Annotated in this window: 22 protein-coding genes; 6 read left to right on the top strand and 16 right to left on the bottom strand. The window is 41.9% G+C overall.

All coding sequences use genetic code 11. The features are described from left to right. Positions 1-243: 243 nt before the first annotated feature. The 9 genes from lptC to upp form a co-directional block, all read right to left on the bottom strand. Positions 244-807: an LPS export ABC transporter periplasmic protein LptC gene (gene lptC / locus AC1MCB_RS17985; RefSeq protein ID WP_479966101.1), complete on the bottom strand. Its 564-nt coding sequence runs from the start codon at positions 805-807 to the stop codon at positions 244-246. A 5-nt stretch (positions 808-812) separates the two neighbouring features. Continuing rightward, entirely contained in the window at positions 813-2,105 is a 1,293-nt protein-coding gene (bamG, locus tag AC1MCB_RS17980) for a BamG family beta-barrel-assembly machinery protein (protein ID WP_479966100.1), read from the bottom strand. Further along, complete coding sequence (locus AC1MCB_RS17975) at positions 2,098-2,841, bottom strand: type III pantothenate kinase (RefSeq protein ID WP_479966099.1); 744 nt, start codon at positions 2,839-2,841, stop codon at positions 2,098-2,100. The genes bamG and AC1MCB_RS17975 overlap by 8 nt, the downstream gene beginning before the upstream one ends. Then, the gene (gene purQ / locus AC1MCB_RS17970) at positions 2,841-3,533 is read right to left on the bottom strand and encodes a phosphoribosylformylglycinamidine synthase subunit PurQ (protein ID WP_479966098.1); all 693 of its coding nucleotides are present in this window, start codon (positions 3,531-3,533) and stop codon (positions 2,841-2,843) included. The genes AC1MCB_RS17975 and purQ overlap by 1 nt, the downstream gene beginning before the upstream one ends. Positions 3,534-3,711: 178 nt before the next feature. Beyond that, positions 3,712-4,695: a DUF6427 family protein gene (locus AC1MCB_RS17965; protein ID WP_479966097.1), complete on the bottom strand. Its 984-nt coding sequence runs from the start codon at positions 4,693-4,695 to the stop codon at positions 3,712-3,714. Between the two features lie 35 nt (positions 4,696-4,730). Continuing rightward, positions 4,731-5,753, bottom strand: coding sequence for a glycosyltransferase family protein (locus AC1MCB_RS17960; RefSeq protein WP_479966096.1), 1,023 nt, complete (start codon positions 5,751-5,753; stop codon positions 4,731-4,733). Between the two features lie 170 nt (positions 5,754-5,923). Next, positions 5,924-6,466, bottom strand: coding sequence for a DinB family protein (locus AC1MCB_RS17955; protein ID WP_479966095.1), 543 nt, complete (start codon positions 6,464-6,466; stop codon positions 5,924-5,926). Beyond that, positions 6,463-7,176 carry a YjjG family noncanonical pyrimidine nucleotidase gene (locus tag AC1MCB_RS17950; protein WP_479966094.1) on the bottom strand — a complete coding sequence of 238 codons (714 nt, stop codon included), beginning with the start codon at positions 7,174-7,176 and terminating at the stop codon, positions 6,463-6,465. Before AC1MCB_RS17950 ends, AC1MCB_RS17955 begins: the two co-directional genes overlap by 4 nt. Positions 7,177-7,300: 124 nt before the next feature. Next, positions 7,301-7,948 carry a uracil phosphoribosyltransferase gene (gene upp / locus AC1MCB_RS17945; protein WP_479966093.1) on the bottom strand — a complete coding sequence of 216 codons (648 nt, stop codon included), beginning with the start codon at positions 7,946-7,948 and terminating at the stop codon, positions 7,301-7,303. A 329-nt stretch (positions 7,949-8,277) separates the two neighbouring features. Between upp and uvrB the strand changes: the two genes are divergently transcribed. The 4 genes from uvrB to AC1MCB_RS17925 all read left to right on the top strand — a co-directional run bounded on the left by uvrB (position 8,278) and on the right by AC1MCB_RS17925 (position 13,840). After that, positions 8,278-10,308 (top strand): excinuclease ABC subunit UvrB, encoded by a 2,031-nt coding sequence (gene uvrB, locus AC1MCB_RS17940; protein ID WP_479966092.1) that lies wholly within the window; start codon positions 8,278-8,280, stop codon positions 10,306-10,308. Between the two features lie 203 nt (positions 10,309-10,511). Then, entirely contained in the window at positions 10,512-10,709 is a 198-nt protein-coding gene (locus tag AC1MCB_RS17935) for a YwbE family protein (protein ID WP_479966091.1), read from the top strand. Between the two features lie 158 nt (positions 10,710-10,867). Continuing rightward, complete coding sequence (locus AC1MCB_RS17930) at positions 10,868-11,119, top strand: DUF4834 domain-containing protein (protein ID WP_479966090.1); 252 nt, start codon at positions 10,868-10,870, stop codon at positions 11,117-11,119. 240 nt (positions 11,120-11,359) lie between these two features. Then, positions 11,360-13,840, top strand: coding sequence for a YfhO family protein (locus AC1MCB_RS17925; RefSeq protein WP_479966089.1), 2,481 nt, complete (start codon positions 11,360-11,362; stop codon positions 13,838-13,840). A gap of 157 nt (positions 13,841-13,997) precedes the next feature. Here AC1MCB_RS17925 and AC1MCB_RS17920 read toward each other — a convergent pair whose 3' ends face one another. Both AC1MCB_RS17920 and AC1MCB_RS17915 read right to left on the bottom strand, forming a co-directional pair. Further along, on the bottom strand, positions 13,998-14,750 hold the full coding sequence (locus AC1MCB_RS17920) for a glycosyltransferase family 2 protein (protein WP_479968759.1): 753 nt from the start codon (positions 14,748-14,750) through the stop codon (positions 13,998-14,000). Then, a complete protein-coding gene (locus AC1MCB_RS17915) occupies positions 14,750-16,012 on the bottom strand; it encodes a glycosyltransferase family 4 protein (RefSeq protein ID WP_479966088.1) in 1,263 nt (420 codons plus the stop codon). Before AC1MCB_RS17915 ends, AC1MCB_RS17920 begins: the two co-directional genes overlap by 1 nt. Before the next feature lie 180 nt (positions 16,013-16,192). Between AC1MCB_RS17915 and AC1MCB_RS17910 the strand changes: the two genes are divergently transcribed. Then, entirely contained in the window at positions 16,193-16,945 is a 753-nt protein-coding gene (locus AC1MCB_RS17910) for a class I SAM-dependent methyltransferase (protein ID WP_479966087.1), read from the top strand. Positions 16,946-16,999: 54 nt separating this feature from the next. Here the strand turns inward: AC1MCB_RS17910 and AC1MCB_RS17905 are convergent, their stop codons facing one another. The 5 genes from AC1MCB_RS17905 to AC1MCB_RS17885 form a co-directional block, all read right to left on the bottom strand. Next, the gene (locus AC1MCB_RS17905) at positions 17,000-17,923 is read right to left on the bottom strand and encodes a glycosyltransferase family A protein (protein WP_479966086.1); all 924 of its coding nucleotides are present in this window, start codon (positions 17,921-17,923) and stop codon (positions 17,000-17,002) included. Positions 17,924-18,037: 114 nt separating this feature from the next. Continuing rightward, complete coding sequence (locus tag AC1MCB_RS17900) at positions 18,038-18,682, bottom strand: FkbM family methyltransferase (protein ID WP_479966085.1); 645 nt, start codon at positions 18,680-18,682, stop codon at positions 18,038-18,040. Continuing rightward, positions 18,679-20,001, bottom strand: coding sequence for a flippase (locus tag AC1MCB_RS17895; RefSeq protein WP_479966084.1), 1,323 nt, complete (start codon positions 19,999-20,001; stop codon positions 18,679-18,681). Before AC1MCB_RS17895 ends, AC1MCB_RS17900 begins: the two co-directional genes overlap by 4 nt. Next, the gene (locus tag AC1MCB_RS17890) at positions 19,998-20,363 is read right to left on the bottom strand and encodes a HepT-like ribonuclease domain-containing protein (protein WP_479966083.1); all 366 of its coding nucleotides are present in this window, start codon (positions 20,361-20,363) and stop codon (positions 19,998-20,000) included. The genes AC1MCB_RS17895 and AC1MCB_RS17890 overlap by 4 nt, the downstream gene beginning before the upstream one ends. Continuing rightward, positions 20,353-20,952 (bottom strand): nucleotidyltransferase domain-containing protein, encoded by a 600-nt coding sequence (locus tag AC1MCB_RS17885; RefSeq protein ID WP_479966082.1) that lies wholly within the window; start codon positions 20,950-20,952, stop codon positions 20,353-20,355. The genes AC1MCB_RS17890 and AC1MCB_RS17885 overlap by 11 nt, the downstream gene beginning before the upstream one ends. 179 nt (positions 20,953-21,131) lie before the next feature. On the opposite strand from AC1MCB_RS17885, the gene AC1MCB_RS17880 reads away from it, so the two are divergent. After that, the gene (locus AC1MCB_RS17880) at positions 21,132-21,371 is read left to right on the top strand and encodes a hypothetical protein (protein WP_479966081.1); all 240 of its coding nucleotides are present in this window, start codon (positions 21,132-21,134) and stop codon (positions 21,369-21,371) included. Positions 21,372-21,454 lie beyond the last annotated feature (83 nt).

Below are 21,454 nucleotides of genomic sequence, written 5' to 3'. Positions count from 1 at the left end.
ATACTAAGACAAAATTCTGATTCACTGTAAGTCTGCCCGATCAACTTAAAATTGCCTCTCCTAACCAGAGAGGCTATATTTTGATGGCAACTTTTATCGGTATCAACATTCTCCCGACCCGTTTCCTCAAAACGAAATGAGCATTGTTCAGCCTAAATAACTTTGACCGTTTATGAATGGGTTGATTTCTGCTAAGACTACCGGTCTTCTGATTGTATCATGACTCTCCTTTCAGATAACAGATTAGAAACCCTGCTTTTCAGTCAGGCTTAAATCACCGGTTGATTGCTTAATCTCATAATATGAAAAATCTTCGTTAGCCCAAAAACTGGTACCGTAAATAGTATTGCCATTTGCAGTAACGCTAACCATCTTACTAGAAGTAAAACGTTTTTTATTCTCATCCCAAATCAGCTCATCTGATTTAAACGTTTCTTTCTTCTCATTCGTAGCCACCACATTGCGTCTGAGCTCCACTTGTTTTTCATTCTCCCGTCTTATGGCATAGTCGGCAACAACGCGGCTGCTTTCTTTTAAGGATGGATCATAGAAAATTATAGTCACCCCTTTCTTCATTTCATAATACGGATTCTGGGTCTTGAAATGAAGAAGTTCGGGAGCCAGAAGCTTAGCTTTAACTATAGCAGAATCACTATAAATAATTTCCACTCCGGAAGACTTATCTACGGGAACAGGGATTTTTTTTGAAGAAATTTGCTCCACATCTTTTAAATCATTTTCACAGGCAACTTGTGCCAGCAGCACACACGCGAAAAGGCTGTAATAGATGAAAGCCTTGAATTTCATAATCTTTAATCAAATTTGGGCTTGATGAACCATCTGTCGTTCATTGTGAAACCGAGCGTCAAATTGACATAGCGCTCTCGGATCAGGCTGTTTTCAAGCGTACCCCGCTGACCAAGTTCTGCGGCAAAATTGATTTTATAAAAGGTGGTCCTGCTTGATTGTAACGGCAAACCAAGACCTAATGTCATTCCAACCTGGTTGATATCTGTATTATTAATATTAACGTAAGTCTTATCGTACTTAAAGCCCAGGCGATATTCGACTAGCTTGAAATAGCTGCTAACAGCTGTGGGATCCGGGGTAAACTGGCCACCGACAGCAACGCCATAGGTGTTATTCAATCCTCCATTTTCGTTTTCTACACCGTACTCAGACCATTTGGCGTATGAAACGTCGGCTCCTACAAGCCAATAGTCCGTCTTTTGAAATGCGAATCCTATACTATGCGTGAGGGGAAGATTCAACTTTCTGTTCTGACCTTCTGAAAAGAAACTACTATCTATTGCTGGCGATTCATCGCCGGTCGCAAAATCCTTCAGATACCGCGTTGTCAGTGTTGTCGACTTCGAATTAAGTTTGTTGCCGGCGTTTCCGGAATAACCAATAATAAATTTTGACGTCTTGGAAAGATTGGCTTCATATTGCAATCCGTAATCGAAACTCAAACCATTAACGTGATTACCAACTTGGGTACGTGAATTTAAAGCTGCCAGATCTTCCGGAAATTCAGTAGAGCGGTTTTCTTTGATATTTCCAAAAATATACGCTGCGTTAAAACCCAGGCTTAAATTCTTTCCCAGTCCAAAACCATATCCTAAATACGCTTTAGACAAGCCTCCATCGCCGCCATAAATATAATCCACCTTTGTGCCGGCAACAGTGGAAGAATTCTTATACTGGTACCCCGTTTGACTAAATGGAAGGATACCAAAACTTAACGCGGATTTACGGCTTACCGGGATTGCGATGGTTATGTGGCTAAGATTTGCATTGAAGCTATTTTCAGATATACCGGTTTTACTTAGCTGTCTGATGTCAGTAGTAGCCCCGATATCAAAAGTACTTAGCTGAATTGCTGAATAGGATGCCGGATTAGATAAGTTTATATTACTGTATGGCCCGGGCTTACGAAATCCATTGATCAGACCACCTATGCCCTTATTTTGCGGAAGTAAAGATGCCTTAAGGTCACCTAAACCAAATTGCGAATAAGGTGAGCTTGAAGTATTTTGAGCACTAGCAGAAGCCGAAGTAAACAGGACAATTACAAGTAATATATTTTTAAAAATTTTAATCATTATGCTGATGAATAACTTCGTTTAAGCCGATTAGCACTAAATGTGGCTCGGTTTTAAAAGCGTGGGCAAAGATGCTACTTTTCAACCGAGTATCAAAAAATTTCGCATCGCCCCCGCAGAGTATAGTCTGCAAATTCGGATAATGCGAATGGTAACTTTTAATAAAGCCTTTGACCTCAGAAAATATGCCGTTTTGTACACCTGAAATCATTGACGAAACAGTATCAAACCCTTGCGAGCCGGTAAAACTTTCATCAGGATTTACTAAAGGCAAACGACCCGTGAAGGTATGCATCGCCTTAAATCGCATGTTCAAGCCAGGCGAGATGCTGCCACCGCTAAAGTTGCCTTCCCGATCGATAGCATCATAGGTGATACAGGTCCCGGCATCAATAACCAGGCAATCTCTACCGGGGTACAAGTGTTGAGCGCCAATAATATTGGCAAGGCGATCAAGCCCTAGAGTATGTGGAGTTTGGTAGGTTATCTTAACTGATCCTTGTTCGGCAGCTGAAAATCGCGTATAGTTTGTTCGGGCTTTAAGTTTTGTTTCTAATAAGCTGATGTCCGTCTTAACAGAGGAAACAATACTATTAATGACACCAAATCGAGTGATCAGGGGATCTAACCAATTTTCATCATTAAGATCCTGAATCTCCGCATGCTGAATTTCCCGATTACTGAATACGGCCAGTTTAGTTCGTGAATTGCCAATGTCAATAACCAGGTTTGCCATCAGGCATTAACCGTTTTTAATATTGATTCAAAAATGCCTAGTCCATCCTGGTTAGCCAAAATTGGATCGGCCGCACGCTCGGGATGGGGCATCATGCCAAACACATTGCGGTTTGAGTTGCATATTCCAGCGATGTTAACCAGAGAACCGTTGATGTTAGAATCCTGAGTTATATTTCCTGCTTCATCACAATAGCGGAATAATATCTGATCGTTGTCCTGCAACCCCTTCAAAACATCTGCGGAGGCAAAGTAATTTCCTTCACCATGTGCAATCGGTATTTTCAAAGGTTTATCCAGATCAAGTGCTGAAGTGATGAGTGAATTAGTAGTTTCTGTTTTAAGATATACGTTATGGCAAATAAATTTACGGTTGCTGTTATGAAGCAGAGCTCCCGGCAGTAAACCTGCTTCGGCTAAAATTTGGAAACCATTACAGATACCCATCACATAGCCGCCCTTGCCTGCAAACTGGATAACCTCCTGCATAAGTGGCGAAAAACGCGCAATTGCTCCTGATCTCAAATAATCGCCGAAAGAAAACCCGCCAGGCAGAACAATGAAATCAACCCCCTGCAGATCGTGGTCTTTATGCCATAATTGAACTACTTCTTGTCCTAATATGTGTTCCAGGACGTAGATCACATCTTTATCGCAATTAGATCCCGGGAAAATTACTACTCCAAACTTCATGCAGCAAAGCTATTCAATTTTTAAGATTGATGAAGACTGCATTTGTTAAAAAAGGTTAAAGCAGGCACAGGAGGTAATGTGATAACAAGGTAAAGTGGTAAGCTGTTAATAAGACAATTTGTCAATTGATAAATTTTTGCAATTTTCACATTAACACATTCACAGATTAAATGATAGCTCAAAAGATCTGAAAATAGATTATAAATCCTGCCAGCAAGGCGTACAATCCTTCATAGATCCAGCGCTTCTTGCCTGCCTGGACAAAGTAGTAGGCCATCATTACCGCAGCCGGCGGGGCGCATAAAAGGAAATGGTATAGCCTGAACTCAGATTTAAGATAGAAAGATATCAGTCCCAGCAAAAGCATAAAAAATAAAAGCTGAAATGATTTACGTGTCTGAACAAAACTCCTGAAAAAATTACTTCGGAGCTGCAAAATACCCAGAGCTAGAATTAACACCACCGGGATTAATACCAGGTAATCATACCAGTTGATACGAAGATTAACGGGAAATGGGGATGCTAACGGCAACCAGATTCTATAAAATTGAGCAAGGGAATCGTTCCAGTAATAATATACCGCCAGGAAAAAGAAGACGGTCATAAAACCGATGATCCCTATGAGCCATTCACGCCAATTGAAGGGCCTGAATATTAACAAGCTAAGCCACAGCAGTGGCATCATTGCAACAAAGGGGAAGTATATCAGCGTTCCAAGAGCCACCATCATGCCCAAATCAAACATTACAGATCGTACGTCATTGCGCCGGTAAATACTAAGGAACTTCTCAATCATCCAGAGGCCTATAAAATTACATATGAGGGTAGGTGTCAATAAAACAAAGGGACTAAACAAACTTGACGCCGTGACATATAGCAGAGCAGGCAAAAAGGTTGGTTTACCCAGCAGATTATAACTGTTTATAATCCTATTGAAAATCAACGCCTGGACCAGCGTAATGATTAGTGCTATTACGACATTTGAGAAGGGTGAAAAAGCACTTTCAAGGGGTATATTTATAAGGACACGAGCAAAAGGCTCTATAAAATCGAAATTTATAGTATCCGGAAGTTCAAAAAGTACCCCTAATCTTAAAATGATGGCTACCACTGCTAGCAGCAATATATTTAGGGGATTAAGGCTACGAAATTGGTTAATCATGCTTTTTACGGAGAGCCTGTTTTAAGGGAGCAATATTAATATAAAAGGCCGGATGATAAAAACGGAGACTTCGTGCTGTATTTTTTGACTAGTCTCTCCACCACCTGCTGTGTTTCATTTTTGAAGTTACTTTGTACATTGAATGGTTCAGAGATCCATTGCCTCAAGGCCGGAACAAAGTTCGCGTCAAAATGATGTAATACAGGAACCCCCATTTGTCGGGCTGCCTCGGCATTACACTGTTGCTCAAATTGATTTTTCATGGGTATCATCATCACCTTTTTACCCAGAAACAAAGCTTCCGAGGGGCCCTCAAATCCGCCGCCTGTTAACAAGCCGTGCGACTGAACCAGGCTATGATTAAATTCCATATTGGAGATTGGGTTTACCCAAACATTTCTGTCCCGGTAACATACCTTAGAGTGCTTTGAAAACACTTCAAACTTTACCTCCGGGAGCTGTTGAAAAAAAGGCAGCAAATGCCTGTCGTGAAATGAAGGCAGATAAACGGTGATATGCCCCTGGTCAGAAGCCTGCTCATTCCGGATCTGACTGCGAATTACGGGTGTATGTATGAAATCATCATAAGCTTTAAAATGAAAACCAACATGATGGGTGGTTGGCGCATAGTGTTGGAATATAAGCTCGTGCCAATTGAAAGTTGTAGGGGGACGAGGGGTTTTCTTCGAAATGAACGAGGCCTGGTGACTCAAAGAAACACTTGGCATTCCTTGTAATTTACATGCCCAGGCAGTAACCGGTTCAAAATCATTAATGATTAGATCGTACTTTTTCAACGGAAGGGATGACATGTCTCTTCTTAACCGGAACAGGTTCATGTTACGATAAGTCTTCCAGTTATTAACCCCTCCTGTTTTACCAAAGATGAAACTGAAACCATGAAACCGGTAGGTAAGAGACTGATCTAATGATACATCCGCCTGATTGCCGCTAACTAACAGGTCAACGTGGCCATGTTGCTGAAGTAAGGGAACAATTTCCCTTGCCCTGCTAATATGGCCGTTACCTGTGGCTTGTATGGCAAATAAAATCTTCATCTCCTTAAGCCGTATTCCGGCTGATCAGTTTATCACACACGTATTTCATGGAAGTTGTCATGAGGAAATATCGCGATCACCAAACTTAAATGGCGGCCGCTCATCAATATTCAAAATTAGGATTTATTGTTCTTTACCCGAGTGCAGTCAGAATAAATCTTTGCCGTGGGCTAAGCGCCCAACAATTTTGTCTTTCCACGATGCAAATCCCTTATCCTTAAAAGTTGTCTTTCATGATGCAGGGTATGGATCTGGATAAAGCGAAACCACTGCGAGGCATTAAATAATCCTAGTCTGGGGTGTTTTACTTTGTGCCAGGATGTAGCTTTACTAACTGAAGGGGTCACTGAACTAAGCCGGGCCTTAAATTTCACGATCAGATTTCGCGCTTCTTCTTTTGTTATTACAGCTGTAAAACCCGCAATACTCTCGGGAACCTTATATTTGCCCGGAGGAAAGCGTCCAAAAAATAGTATCAGGCGAATCATCCAGGGTGTGCCCGCAGAACTTTTTTCGGCGGTGCCGTTTATACATTGTTCAGCCGCAATTAAAGAGGCGAGGTTTGCTTTGAAGATATGCGAATATACCTCAGAATAAGACCAAACATCCTCAGCCGGTCTTTTCTGAAATTCCTCTTCGCTAAGATCCTCCAAAAAACGGCCATAAATGTCTACCGACTTGAGCATCGATCGTTGTTGTGCTGCCGAACTCATAAGATTTCCATTAATTCTTTAAGCTCGGTTATTTCATGCGGGACATCCGCAGGCTTCTCTTTGCGTTCGGGATTAAAGTAAATGGCTTTCATGCCAAATGCCTGGGCTCCCCTGATATCCGCCTCAATGCTGTCGCCAACCATCAGACTTTCCGAGACGCTTGCATTAGCACCATTAAGTGCAAATTCAAAAATAGCTCTATCTGGCTTGTTGCATCCAACACATTCAGAGATCACTATTGTATTAAAATAACTTCCAAGGCCATTATTTTCAATTTTCATCTCGGTTGATTCCTTGAAGCCGTTAGATATTAGGTGAAGCTTGTACTTTGCAGATAAATAGGATAAGGTTTCATGCGCTTCAGGAAACAAATTCATTTTAGTGGGACAAATTCGTACATAATCATCCTCAAAGGCCGAGGGCACCAATTCAGCAGGAATACCCATATCAGTAAACGTTTTTGAAAAACGAGTATGGCGTAAATGTTCCTTACTGATCTTCCCCAAATGATAATCCGCCCAAAGGGAATGATTATTTTTTGTATAAATTTCTATAAATAAGTCTGCAGAATGAATGCCGATCCCTTTTAAGGCATGCAGATGATAAAGTTCGTAAAGAGTTTCCTGTGCATTACGGTCAAAATCCCAGATGGTATGATCCAGATCAAAGAAGATATGGTTTGTCGATTTGTGAATGTGATTATTTGGCAATGCGCGTTGGAGAATGGTTAGGCGTCAAAATTAATGAAAATTCATTCGCGGCTGCCAGGGATTGATAAGTAACTAGGCATCGGGAAATTTACATACTTGCACATTTCCATATTTGCACATTAAATCAGCCTTCCTTCACCCCATAAGCCAGATCCCCTGCGTCACCAAGGCCGGGAACGATATAAGCCTTGGAGGTCATTTCTTCATCAATAGCACCCAACCATAATTTAGCATCCGGCAAATTCGCTTTTACATGCGCAACGCCCTCGGTGCTGGCTATAACCGATACAATATGCAGCTCTTTAATTTTATACTGCCGGAGCAATTCCTTACAACAATGTACCATGCTCATTCCGGTTGCCAGCATCGGATCAGCTACAATCACAATCTTATTCTGAAGAGACGGAGTAGAAACATATTCCATCTCAATTACAAAATTTCCAGCTTTTGTAGTCTTACGATACGCAGAAATAAAAGCGGAGTCCGCCCTGTCAAAATAGTTGAGTAATCCCTGATGTAGCGGAATTCCTGCTCGCAATATCGTAGCAAGCACTGGCATTTCAGCTAGTACCGGAACTGTAGCCGTCCCCAGGGAAGTTTCGAACTCTGTGTCTACATACTGAAATTCTTTACTGATCTCGTAAGCGAAAATTTCCCCCAGGCGCTCCAAATTTCTGCGAAATCGCATGGAGTCCTGCTGTATCTGCGCATCCCGCAATTCAGCCATAAAATGATTGCCTATTGAAGAAGTCTCGCTTAAAAGAAAATCCATGAGTCCGCGGTTTGGTTTATAATGCTTTAAATTTAGAAAAGTTTCTTTTATCTGCTGATTCGAATTTAGCAGCCCATAATCCCAGCTAAGAAATGGATTATCACGCATGGGTCACGAATTCGATAAAAACATGACTTGATCAACCTGTTTACACTAAAACAGCGAATCGATCGTACTATAGTGGACATTATACAAAGATGTTCATAAATAAGGTTTGATTCGGGGGAGTTGCTAAATAGCAGCTCCCTTGTTTGTTTCCAACAAATACGGCAATTAACGGTTATTGCTATCCAAGACCGACGGTCTAAGTTTATTATCTTTGAACATTCATGGAATTTAAGATAACATCAGAATACCAGGCCTCGGGTGACCAGCCGGAAGCCATTCGTCAATTGGTTGACGGCGTAATAAGAGACGATAATTACCAAACACTTCTCGGGGTTACCGGATCCGGAAAAACATTTACGATTGCCAACGTCATTGAACAGACCCAAAAACCGACTCTTGTTTTAAGTCATAACAAAACGCTGGCGGCCCAGCTCTACGGAGAATTTAAGCAGTTTTTCCCGGAGAACTCGGTTAATTATTTCGTTTCCTATTATGATTACTATCAGCCGGAGGCTTACATTTCGTCTACCAACACATATATCGAAAAGGACCTCCAGATTAATGAAGAAATTGAAAAACTAAGGCTCCGCACCACTTCATCCTTAATGTCGGGCAGACGGGACATCATCGTAGTTTCCTCGATTTCCTGCATTTACGGAATGGGTAATCCCGAAGATTTTTCAAACTCAATCTTCCGTTTTGCGGTAGGAACCAAGGTCAGCCGGAACGCTTTTTTACATCGTTTAGTCGAAATCTTATACTCTCGAACCACCACAGATTTTCGCAGGGGAACGTTCCGTGTTAAGGGGGATACTGTGGATATATATCCGGCTTACATGGATTATGCCTACCGGGTTTCTTTCTTTGGAGATGATATAGAAGAGTTGACGGCTATTGATCCCGCTTCAGGGAAAACGATTGAGAAGATGACTCATCTTGCCATCTTCCCTGCCAACTTGTTTGTTACACCAAAAGATAGATTCACTCAATCAATCTGGTCTATTCAGGAAGAGCTGGAATCGCGAAAACAACAGTTCGTCGATGAAAAGCGTTTCCTGGAGGCTAAACGTCTTGAAGAAAGGGTTAATTACGACCTGGAGATGATCCGCGAGTTGGGTTACTGTAGCGGTATAGAAAATTACTCCCGGTTTTTTGACGGTCGTTTACCGGGAATGCGTCCATTCTGCCTATTGGACTATTTTCCCGATGACTATTTGATGGTGATCGATGAAAGTCACGTAACAGTGCCCCAAATCAGGGCTATGTATGGTGGCGATCGGTCAAGAAAGATGGCATTGGTAGATTACGGTTTCCGATTACCCGCCGCCCTCGATAACCGTCCTTTAAACTTTAATGAATTTGAAAAGCTTGCCCCACAGACAATTTATGTAAGTGCGACTCCAGGCGATTATGAATTAGAAAAAACCGAAGGTGTTTTCGTAGAGCAGGTTATCCGGCCAACCGGGTTACTTGACCCAACCATAGAGATCCGACCAGTAGGTAACCAGGTTGATGATCTTCTGGATGAAGTGGATAAGACAATCAAGATGGGCGACCGTATCCTGGTAACGACCTTAACCAAACGAATGTCTGAAGAGCTAACCAAATACATGGACCGACTGGGAATCAAAGTCAGATACATTCACTCGGAAGTAAAGACATTAGAAAGGGTAGAGATTCTCCGTGGCCTGCGTCTGGGTGAATTTGATGTCTTAATTGGTATTAACCTGTTACGGGAAGGACTGGATCTGCCGGAAGTGTCGCTTGTTGCAATCCTGGACGCAGACAAAGAAGGCTTTCTACGTTCAGAGAAATCACTCATTCAAACAATAGGGCGTGCTGCCCGAAACGACCGTGGGCGTGTGATCATGTATGCTGATACGATCACAGAAAGTATGCGGGTAACCATTGATGAAACAAATCGCCGCCGCGACAAACAAATTGCTTATAATCTTGAACACGGAATCACGCCGATGACGATCGGTAAATCAAGGGAAGAAATTATTGAGCAGACTTCTGTAATGGACTTTAAAGGCGGAGTGCAAAAAGCCTACGTTGAAAAAGAGATGACCGATAGCCTGGCTGCTGATCCAATCGTTCAATATATGACCAAACCAGAGTTGCAGAAGTCTATTGATAAAACAAAAAAAGAAATGGTGACCGCAGCCAAAGAAATGGACTTTCTACAAGCCGCCAAACTCAGAGACGAAATGTTTGCTTTGGAGAAGGTGATGGTGGAAAGGTTTAATTAGTATTGAGTAGGTAGTATTGAGTATTTAGAGTCAATTGCAATCTAAGTTATCAATGATCACCCTATTTTAGTACCGCAATTGCACTTACTTGATCTTGATTATCAAACTAACAGTTTAAGGAACTCCAATTCTGGCATTTCTACGAAATTAATAGCAGACCGTTAAATTTCTAACTACTAAGTACTAATTACGCAATATTAATAATGGACGGACAAAATAGAAAAGATATATATCCAGGCCTTGAAGTAGACATTATCCTGAAAAAAGACCAGCGAAGCGGTGCGCGTACCAGGGGCATTGTACAAGCATTGCTAACAAGCTCAGCATTTCATTCACGGGGCATCAAGGTGCGGCTTGAAGATGGGCAGGTGGGTCGCGTGGTTGAAATAATCGGTGATTAGTTGTTCGGTGGTTAGATGATTAGCCTGTTATTGACAAATTAGCAAATCATCAAATTGACATATTGCCAAGTCATTTTTAAATCATAAATAGAATTGAAGGCGGCTGTCATGAAACATATCAAAAAAAATATCGTCTATATTTGTATATAATCTCAGCTATGGCATTATTAAAGTTTTTATTCATCACAATTTGCATTCTCTGGTTACTTAAAATGGTAGCCCGGATCCTTCTGCCTATTTTATTTCAAAAAGTAGTTAGGAAAGCGCAGAATCATGCAACTCAGCATTATCAGCAACAGCAACCCCGTCCCGACGGAAAGATAAAGATCGACTTCGTACCTCCGCGTCCAAAGGACGAGAAAATCAATAAGGCAGGCGATTTTGTAGAATATGAAGAAATTAAGTCATAGGGGGTTCTGAGAACCCGTTATTAATGACGGTGTGCAGTTTGCGCAACTTCTGCTTTACCCTTCCGTTAATTTCTACATTATATTTCAGGAAGTTGCTTCCCTATATCCGCCCTTCAGACCATCAATTAACTGCCTTTTTCGTCGTTGTTGAAATTATAACCATTTATTTCTTAGTTATTTCAATAAGCGCATCCTTCCTATAAGCTTTTTTCTATTTTTGGCGTTCAATTAAGATACAGAATGAATAATTGGTTTAAGCGTAATGGCATTCACCTGGCCATAACAGGAATTTTTATCGCGTTATGTTTCGTTTATTTTAGTCCGGTGATGCAGGGCAAAGCGTTGCCGCAATATGATGTTTTGCAGGCGCAAGCCATGCAGAAAGAAATCATGAAGGTAAAGGCAGAAACAGGCACTGCACCTTTATGGACTAACGCAATGTTTGGCGGGATGCCGGCTTATCAAATATGGGCGCAGTATCCAAGCAATATTGCCACTTATATCATCTCCTTCTTTAAAACGGTTTTTCCTAACCCTATTGACACGGTATTACTTTACCTTTTAGGAGCCTACCTGTTGTTCAGTGTGTTGCGTATCAAACCCTGGCTTGCAGCAGCAGGGGCAATTGCTTTCGCATTTTCCTCCTATAACTTCATCATTATTGAAGCGGGACACAGCAACAAGGCTATGGCCATTGCTTTCTTCGCTCCCATTTTAGCAGGCATTATCTTAACCTTCAGAAGGCAATATTTGCTGGGTGCGGCCCTAACAGCACTATTCCTTGCTATAGAGATCCGGGCCAATCATATCCAGATGACCTATTACCTGTTCATTGCTCTGCTGATATTCATCGGGATTGAATTGTACCATGCGGTTAAGTCGAAAAAGATCAATGAGTTCGGCAAGTCGTTCGGTTATCTATTTGTCGCTTCCCTTCTGGCGATGGCGGTAAACGCGGGTAACCTATGGACAACCTATGAATATGGACAGGAATCAATTCGGGGACGATCAAACCTTACAACAGATCAGTCGCAGCCAAATACAGGTGTTGACCGGGATTACGCTTACCAGTGGAGCCAGGGAGTGGGTGAAAGTCTGACCTTTCTGGTACCAAACGCTTACGGAGGTTCTTCTACGCCTCAGCTGGACGGGAGCTCTGAAGTAGCAAAAGTACTTTCAGGACGAGGCGTACCAACTGAGCAGGCCGTAGGCTTTGCTAAACAGTTACCAACCTATTGGGGTGAAAAGAGCTTTACATCAGGACCGTGGTACTTTGGCGCAATAGTATGCTTTCTATTTGTTTTAGGGCTGTTTATTGTAAACCATCGTATAAAATGGTGGATCCTGTCAGCCACTTTACTAAGCATGTTCCTGGCTTTCGGCAGGCACCTGCCTTTTATATCGGATCTTTTCTTCGATTTTTTCCCTTTGTATAATAAGTTCAGAGCAGTCGAGTCAACGCTTGTCATTGCCGGGTTCCTTATTCCCATTCTTGCCATTCTCGCTATCAGCGAAGTAGCGTCTATGAAGAAGCCAGCAGCAGATCTGCAGAAAAAACTGTTATACTCCTTATATATAACCGGGGGGATCCTTCTGCTGATTATTGTGGTCCCGAATGTTCTTCTTTCTTTCAAACCTTCCAATCATCAACAATTTGTTGAGCAGATGATGCAGGTTACAGGTGGTGATCGTAGCTTTGCCGACGCTATTGGCAACGCGCTGGTGCAGGATCGGATCAGTCTTGCGAGGCTGGATGCTATCAGGTCGCTTGTATTTGTTTTACTGGCTGCCGGACTACTTTGGCTGCTGATAAAACAAAAGATAAAAGCAGAATTCGCCTTTGTTCTGTTCGCCGTTTTCATACTTGTTGATATGTGGACTGTTGACCGCCGGTATCTTAACAACGAAAACTTTGTTGAGAAGCGGGTTATGGATCAGCAGTTTCAGGCTCGGGAAGTCGATGAGATGATTCTCAGAGATACTGATCCGAACTACCGCGTACTCGACCTCACAATCCCTACGTTTTCCAGCGCCAATGCGACCTTCTTCCACAAAACGGTAGGCGGATATCATGCAGCCAAACTGAAGCGTTTTCAGGAAGTACTTGACAAGCAGTTTAACAATTCCATTAATGAAGATGTACTGGACATGTTGAACACCAAGTATGTGATCACGGCCGATCAAACCGGTCAATCACAGCGTATGCAAGCCCGAAGTACAGCTGCTGGGCATGCGTGGTTTGTTCCACAGGTAACTTTTGTTAAGGATGCAGATCAGGAGATGGCCGCGATCAGTAGTTTTGACCCTAAAAAAGAAGCATTTGTTAATGACGAGTTCAAGCCTTTAATCGATGAGAAGAAATTAGGTCTTCCTTCCAATGCATCTATCAGGCTTACCAACTACAGACCAGATCATTTAACCTATGAATACACCGCTCCAAATGATGTTGTCGCCGTGTTTTCTGAAGTATGGTACGATAAAGGTTGGAATATGTATGTAGATGGTGAATTAAGGCCACACTTCCGAGCCGATTATATTTTAAGGGCCGCTCAGCTACCCGGCGGAAATCATAAAGTGGAATTCAAATTCGAACCAAAATCCTACTATACCGGCGAGATTATTTCCCTGATAGCCTCTATACTTTTAGTACTGGGATTAGCATTCGCTGTTTACACCGAAGTTAAAGGCAGGAAAGAAGAACGAATTAAGGAAATTGCTTAACAAGTTATTCCGGATAAAAACCTTAAAATCCCTGCAGATCAAAGAATCTGTAGGGATTTTTTTTTTGACCAATAAGAGGCGCAGGAACATTTTAGCAGAACCGATACTATAACAAATGAATTTCGTTCCATCGGAACGTCTTGTGCTGAAGGAAAAATCAATCATTTGTCCGCCCATGCCGCAAGTAATAAAAACCCATCTTTAAAGCAATTACGGTATGATTGATCAGGTTGGGCACCAACCCATAATGTTTACTGAAAATATCAAACCGCTCTTTCAGGCTTTGAAGATGCCTTCCTTTTGACATGCCGCCTACAAGATATTTGGCAACATACATCCTGGTATTCACAATTTTACTTGTTTTTTTAGCCACCTTAATGACCCAGTCTATGTCAGAACTCAACTGATACCTTGTGTCAAAGGGTTCCGCAAGTGAACGCTTAACATAAATAGCCTGATGACTAATACTCATCCCATACTGAAAACTCCGCCATGAAAAAACTTCAGGAGATCGGTGTCGCCGTTGTCCAAGGCTTTCCCAATTATGATTAAACATTTCTGTCTCGCCGTAATAAACATCCCCACCGGACTCTGAACTGAATACTTCAGAAACTGTATCCGAACTGTAGATCTCATCCCCAGAGTTCATGAAGAGAACATAGTCTCCGGTTGCAAGTGCTAGGCCTTTATTCATTGCATCATAAATTCCATTATCCGGCTCAGAGACAAAATGAGCAAGTCGCTCCTTATATTTTTCAATAACTGAAATTGTTCCATCATCGGATCGCCCGTCAATAATGATATATTCCAGATTAGTATATGTCTGATTTAAGACAGAAAGCATTGTCCGTTCAATATCACGAACATTGTTATAAACAATAGTTACGACTGATAGCCTGGGTTGGAACATCATTTTTGAAGCAAGGAAGTATATAGTTTAATATGTTGTTGAGCAACTACATTTTCTGAAAAACTAGTCTCGATGGTTCGTCGGGCATTTTCATTCAGCACCGTTCTTTCCGGATGATCATAAACCCACGTAATCCCATGCGCAAAATCTGCAGCGGATCGGTATTCTGCAAGGTAGCCGTTCTCCTTATGGTTAACCATATCCGGAATGCCGCCTGTTTTAAAGGCCACCACCGGCGTTCCGCATGCAAGGCTCTCCATCACGGTATAAGGTAAATTATCTTCCAGTGAAGGGGCTAAGAACACATCTGCTGCACTGTAGCAATTAGCCAACTCCTTCTCTTGATCTATTCTCCCCAAAAAAGTGACTTTAACCGGGAAGTCTGGGACATTTTTTTCATCTCTGTTGCCGAACACAACCAATTCAATTCGTTCTTTGGGAATTCGTTTTGATATAAGTTCCAGGGCTTCCAGCAAATATGATGTTCCTTTGTGCAGATCGTTGCGGGAAGGCATAAATCCGCTCAGCATCACAAACTTATCCCCGGCAATACCCAAAGTCTGCTTTGCCAACGCTTTACCAAGCGATTTAAATACAGTGGTATCTAAAGTATTTGGAATTACATGAATGTTTCGGTTACCCAGCAACTTGCTTCTTTGTACTGAATCCGCCATCCATCTGCTGGGAGCGATAATTTTGAAATCTATAGCAGAGTAAGCTTTTCTTTTCTGCTTCCAAATGCGGTGAGACCAATCGCCAGGATTCGAATCTTTTAACAATGGACAATTACCGCATTCATTCTCAAAATGATTGCAGGAATATCGCACATGGCAACCGCCCGTAAATGCATTGCTGTCGTGAAAAGTCCACACGATCGGCTTATTGAGCTTACCGAGCTCCCCAAGATCCGCCGGCTTTAAAAACCCATGATTTATCCAGTGAATATGCAAGATATCTGCCGCCTTAACGGCGGGATGACCTGAAATACTCTTACCCCAAATGGAAAAGGAAAACGGTGTTTTTAACGGCTTTAATAACAATTTGCCCATTATCTGCTCCAGTACAATTCCGGTCATTGCGATCGCACGTCTTAAAAAACCTGAAGAAAAATTGTTGTAGTCCGAATCTTTTTGAAACGAAAAGTTAACCCATAGTGATGAATCTACTCCATGCTGCTTTAAAGCGAAATTTAAACGACCGGCGGCTTTTCCTGCCCCCCCGTTATCACGATAGGTATTTATATGAATGATCTTCAAGGCCACTAAAATACACTATTTTAGAATTCATAGTCGCTTCTGTGTCCTGAGACAATCTAAATTAAATAGCTGTTTGAGAAACTAGATGATCCACAATTAGACCGTGCCTTTGAGAAAATTCGGAAAGAGTTAAAATAGTTTTCAAAGGCTCTCCAAGGCGGGCCTTCTTTTTTTACTTTTGAACGCATGTCAAACCTCTTAACCGACCGTAGTTTCTGGACTAATTACTGGGAGTCAAAACCCAACCTGGCAATTCCAATTTCCCCTGACTATCTTTTTCATCAGCAGCTCGCCGACATTATTAAACGCCGGAAGCCGGAGTCAGCTGTAGAACTCGGCGGTTTCCCGGGATACTATACTATCTTTCTGAAAAAGTACTTTGGCATCGAAACTACCCTGTTTGACTATTTTGTGCATCCCGGGATCCTCAATTCTGTGTTGAATAAAAATGGGCTTACCCAAAAGGATATTACCATAATAGAGTCAGACCTCTTTACCTATGTTCCCGAAAAACAATATGACCTGGTGTTAAGTTGCGGGTTGATAGAGCACTTTGAGGATACTAAAGACATCATAGCACGTCACCTCGCCTTTTTAAAACCGGGCGGTACCCTATTCATCACTCTACCTAACTTCAAAAGTGTGAATGGCTGGGTTCAGCAAAGCTTCGATAAAGAAAACTATCTGAAGCATAACATCAAATGTATGGACCCGGATCTCTTAGCCGGTATTTTAAAAGGGTCGGATCTTGAAGTCCTGCAGGCCGGTTACTTTGGCCGTTATAGCGTTTGGCTTGAAAATAAAAGTGAAAAATCTACGCTAACTAAAGCTTTTATTAAAACGATCTGGTTTATAGGTAAGATCGCTACAAAACTTGTTCCTGTCGAGACAAAAGTATTGTCGCCATACATTGTATTAGAAGCGGTCAAAAAAAGCTGATCTGCATACAGCAACTTCATTCGAAGTAACTATGCAAGAAGCATCAAACTTAACTTACCTTTTTAAATTTTGCCGGGCAAACCGCACCAGGCGCTGCCATAAGTTTCCTTTCCGGTTTTTTAAAAACGCCTTGATGCACCGGTAGGCTTCTTTGTTTTCTTCTATGACGTTCGGAAACTGGGTGATGGGCTTATGATTAACGACCACCGCATACATTTCATTCACTCCAGAGTGTACTCCTGAACCGTCATGCCCAATATTATTGATTAATGATTCTGAAGGATTAAGCGTCAAGCCATTTTTCAGAAATATAGAAGCGTACCATCGTATGGCCCATGAATTATTTTTACCCGCTTTGAACTCCTTTATCTGTTTCCAGAAATTCATATTGTTTTCGATCGAAAAGTCGTGAATCATCCGGGAATTAAACTGGCTGATCAATTTGTCTATATCGGGTTCGAAATGATTCCAGGCACGTTCCCAGGTTGCCCAGCCCCAGCTGGTTGCAGCGCGATAAAAAAAAGTCTCAGGCAAGCCCCTTTCATTCCTTTTGACAGAATCAACTTTAAGTGGATACATGTAGGCGCCAATATGCATTACGCGCTCTTCATTTTTGTACCGCTCAAGAGCATCATTGAAATACCGAAGAGTATTAGGCGAGCTGATCAGGTCATCCTCAAACACGATGATCTTGCCATACTCTTTTACCAGCCTGCTGACACCATCGATGATCGAATTTGCAAGTCCGAAATTTGATGACCGCTTAATAACCTCCACCTTCCTAAATCCGCTTACCGACTTTAAAAGCTCCCGAACTTCATTTACATTGTTTTCATCGTCCGATTTAGCAGGCCCATCCGAAAAGATAAAAAGCCGCGAGTCCTCAGCAAGCAAGTTTTGCTGCAGGAATTTCAGCGTACGGCGGGTGTGCTCCGGCCGGTTGTAAACAAATAAAGCAATTGGAGCCAGGTTTTGCATTAAGGGAATGAATTAAAGGGTTTGAATCGCCGGCCGATATTCTATTCTCAGGCCAATCCCTCAAACTGAACATATTCTAAGAGTTCTTAGTTTTAGGATGTCTGGAGGAAATATTTAAATACCCAGGCAGTTGTTGTCTTTGTAAAAGATAGTCGTTGATTTCCGGTAGAATAAGCCTGGGGAGATACCCGAAAAAGGCAGTTGTTTAAAGCCAAGGCTGGTTAAAGAATGAACTGCCGGCAAATAAAACTCTCGCTCTGAATCATCAAGTACGATTACACCATCATCAGTAAGGGCATTAAGTGCCTGCATGCAGCAGTTCACACGATCACGGCCGTCTACAATTATCATATGAAACTTTTTATCAGAGGAAAGAGGCATTCGGCAATAATCACCATCAGGCACCAGTCCGCAATAGATCATTTCTGCATTAGCAGGCTTGCTTGCCGAGATCTTATTAAACCAATCGCGATCATGTTCAACCGAAACGACTTTATCCGCCAATTTAGCATAAAAAAATGTCGAGTTTCCGGATCCAAATTCAAATACCCGATGATACTTTCGAATCCGGTCTTTAATAAAATCAATAAATGAATAGGTAACCCACGGTATTGGATCTCCCTTCTCATCAACCGGCGTTTTGCTTTGTAAAGTGTCGAACCAACCAATTTCTGCGAGGTAACCCTTCACACCAAATGACAAAAGAGAACGAATTTTTTCAGCTCTTAACAAGCTGGTGTAAGGTAGCAGGCGTTTCAACGATTATTCAGTTTTTGTATTAGAGAGATTAAAAGTAAGGATTTTAACATCATTATTCCCTGCGCCCGGGTTTGTGGGAACAAAAAAATGGAAAACGTTGCCGCAAAATATGCCACCAGAGTTGCAATGGACGCTCCAACGCCACTATACAAAGGTATTAGCCAGAGATTTAGTAAAATATTAACAACGGCACCTATCGCCGTACGTTTAAAAGAGATTACCGTGTAACCTTCCGCCAGCAGGTACTGGCTGCTGGCACTTCCCAGAAATACAAATATACCCGACCAGATATGGATGGCCAGCATTAATCCGGCGCCCTCATATTGATCTGTGTAGATGAGAGATATAATCGTATTGGCACCTATACTTATCACCAGCGCAACGGGCAGGCTAATACCAACCAGCAGATCGTATAAATTCTTCAGGCGCTTATTATAACGCGGCAAATCTGTTTTACGGGCATGGATAATTGCCGGAAATACAGAGGTGACAATTGCTACCGGTATAAAGAACCAGGCTTCACTAATTCGTGCGGCGGCACTGTAGATGCCGACGGCCTCGCTCCCTTTCGTCTTCAACATCACAATATCAATCTGCATATAAAGAGAAACCATCACCGCACTCAATATCAATGGCCATGATTGCTTGAGCAAAGCCTTCGCCTGATTCGCTTCAAACTTCCAATAAGTTATTTTAAGAAATGCCTTGCGGTGATAAATAATTACCAATCCGATTGCCAGAAATGAAGCGTCCAGTGCCAGTGCGAGCGCAAAGTAGATCACCGGAAGTTTTAATACGATTAGCAAGACTTTGACTGCAGCCGAAATAAGCAGGCAAATATTTTGCACATGCACCACGAACTTCGATTGTACCTGCGATTGAAAATAGGAGTCGATGATATTAAAGCTCTTAAACAACGAGGCTAGTCCACAAAAAGCAATCAACAATGCCACCGATTCATCCCGGATAACTGCATTGCTGCGAAACCAGAGATAGATCAGCACAGCCGTGGGGATGAGCAGAACGTTTACTGCAATGCGCATCCAAAATGCCGAGCCAAGAATTACATTCTTATCTTGCGGCCGGTTTATGATCTCACGAATGATAAAACTGTCTAACCCGAGTGCGCCAACGGCCGCAAAAATACCGGTGAAAGCGATTGCAAAGTTAAGGTCGCCAAATGAAGCAGGGCCCAGGTAGCGGGCAATGATAAAACCTACCACCATGCTTAAAACCCTACCTAGCATCAACCAGGCGGTATTTTTGAAATACTTTTCAAACGCATGCTGATCGAAACCAGGAATAGCAGGTATCTTCATCTTGTCGGCAAATTCAAAAACGCGTTTTTAAGAATCAGCTGAACTATTTCCTTTAGTTCCGGAAGGTCTTTTTGTATTGAGTCCCACACTATTCTAAATTCGATAGCATGATACTCATGCAAAAGGAAGTTCCTGAATGCCCTTGCCTTATACCAGGGATAAGGATACTTATCAAGCAAATCGGTATCGATATGAGTAATGGCTTCGCCGATTACAGTGAATTGAAATAATGTTGCGTTGATAAGAATGGAGTTATCTAAAAAAGATTTTTTCGAATGCTGCCCAACAAAACTTTCAATATCAGAGATTGCTTTCAGTACGTGTTCAAGCCTTTCCTTACTTGTTATCTTACTATCTCTCATAAATCAACTTAAGTTCGGGTTCAATTCTTGCCATTATTTCGCTTTTAATAGCCTGTTCCATCACCACATCAACCTTCCTCGAACTAATCATCGATAATTGGTGTTGAATTTCAGCAAGGTCAAATAAAGAGAACGATATGTCTTCAGGCACCCTGATGATTAAATCAATATCGCTTTTATAATCGCCTTCGGCCCTGGCAAAAGAACCAAAGATCCAGGCTTTACTAACACAATTGTTTTTTTGAAGGTAGCCTGCGAATTCTTTAATAATTATCTTTTTATCAACCTTCACCGAAACACGATATGCAATTTGCTCTTCGGCAACTTTCAATGCTTGAGGGGCTAATTCTTCATCGCCGATTTCATGTAAAACTTTGCCGCTGAGATAAAGCACCGTGAGTTCCTGCAAGTCGTAATTGTAGAGCCTTCCTAATGCCTCTACTACCTTTTTGGTTAACCGTCTTTCGCCTCGTTCCATTTTGCTGAGAATGGCCACATCAATATCTATCAAGCCTGCCACCCGGCGAAGTGGTAATTGATTTAATTCTCGCAACTTCCGGAGTTTCGAACCTAAATTTTCTGTTGACATGCTCAGTGTTGACAATTTAAGTCAAAAATAACAATTTGACTGAATTCTAAGAATCTCATCTCTTATTGAACTCTTCCTTCCCGTCATCTTTGATGTCAGGAAAGTCTTAAAGGAAAATCGTTAGTTGCTGGCATTAAAATTTAATGGTAATTACAGTTTCACTCAGGTAGCCAGAAAGTATGAGCTCTTACCCCCGGCAGGTGGAATGGTTTGTATCTTGGTACCGAAAAAACCAACCTCATGTTACGATCGAAGAACCATCAGAAGCCGAATCGGATCCCTCCAATTTAAAGGATAGTAAAGACCTCGAAAAAAAGCTTGCTCTGGCAGAAATGAAAATTGCAGCCCTTGAAAAGGTGATTGCCCTGGCCAATGAAGAATATGGCACTGATCTTAAAAAAAAAGCTGCTACCATGTGATCGATGAGCTACAACGGGCATTTAAAAAATACCTTATAACAAAAAGCATCTAACGACAAAAACCCGGCGATGCCGGGTTTTTG

The sequence above is a fragment of the Daejeonella sp. AP26 genome, from assembly GCF_056680515.1.
This window is presented reverse-complemented; position numbering and strand designations above follow the sequence as displayed.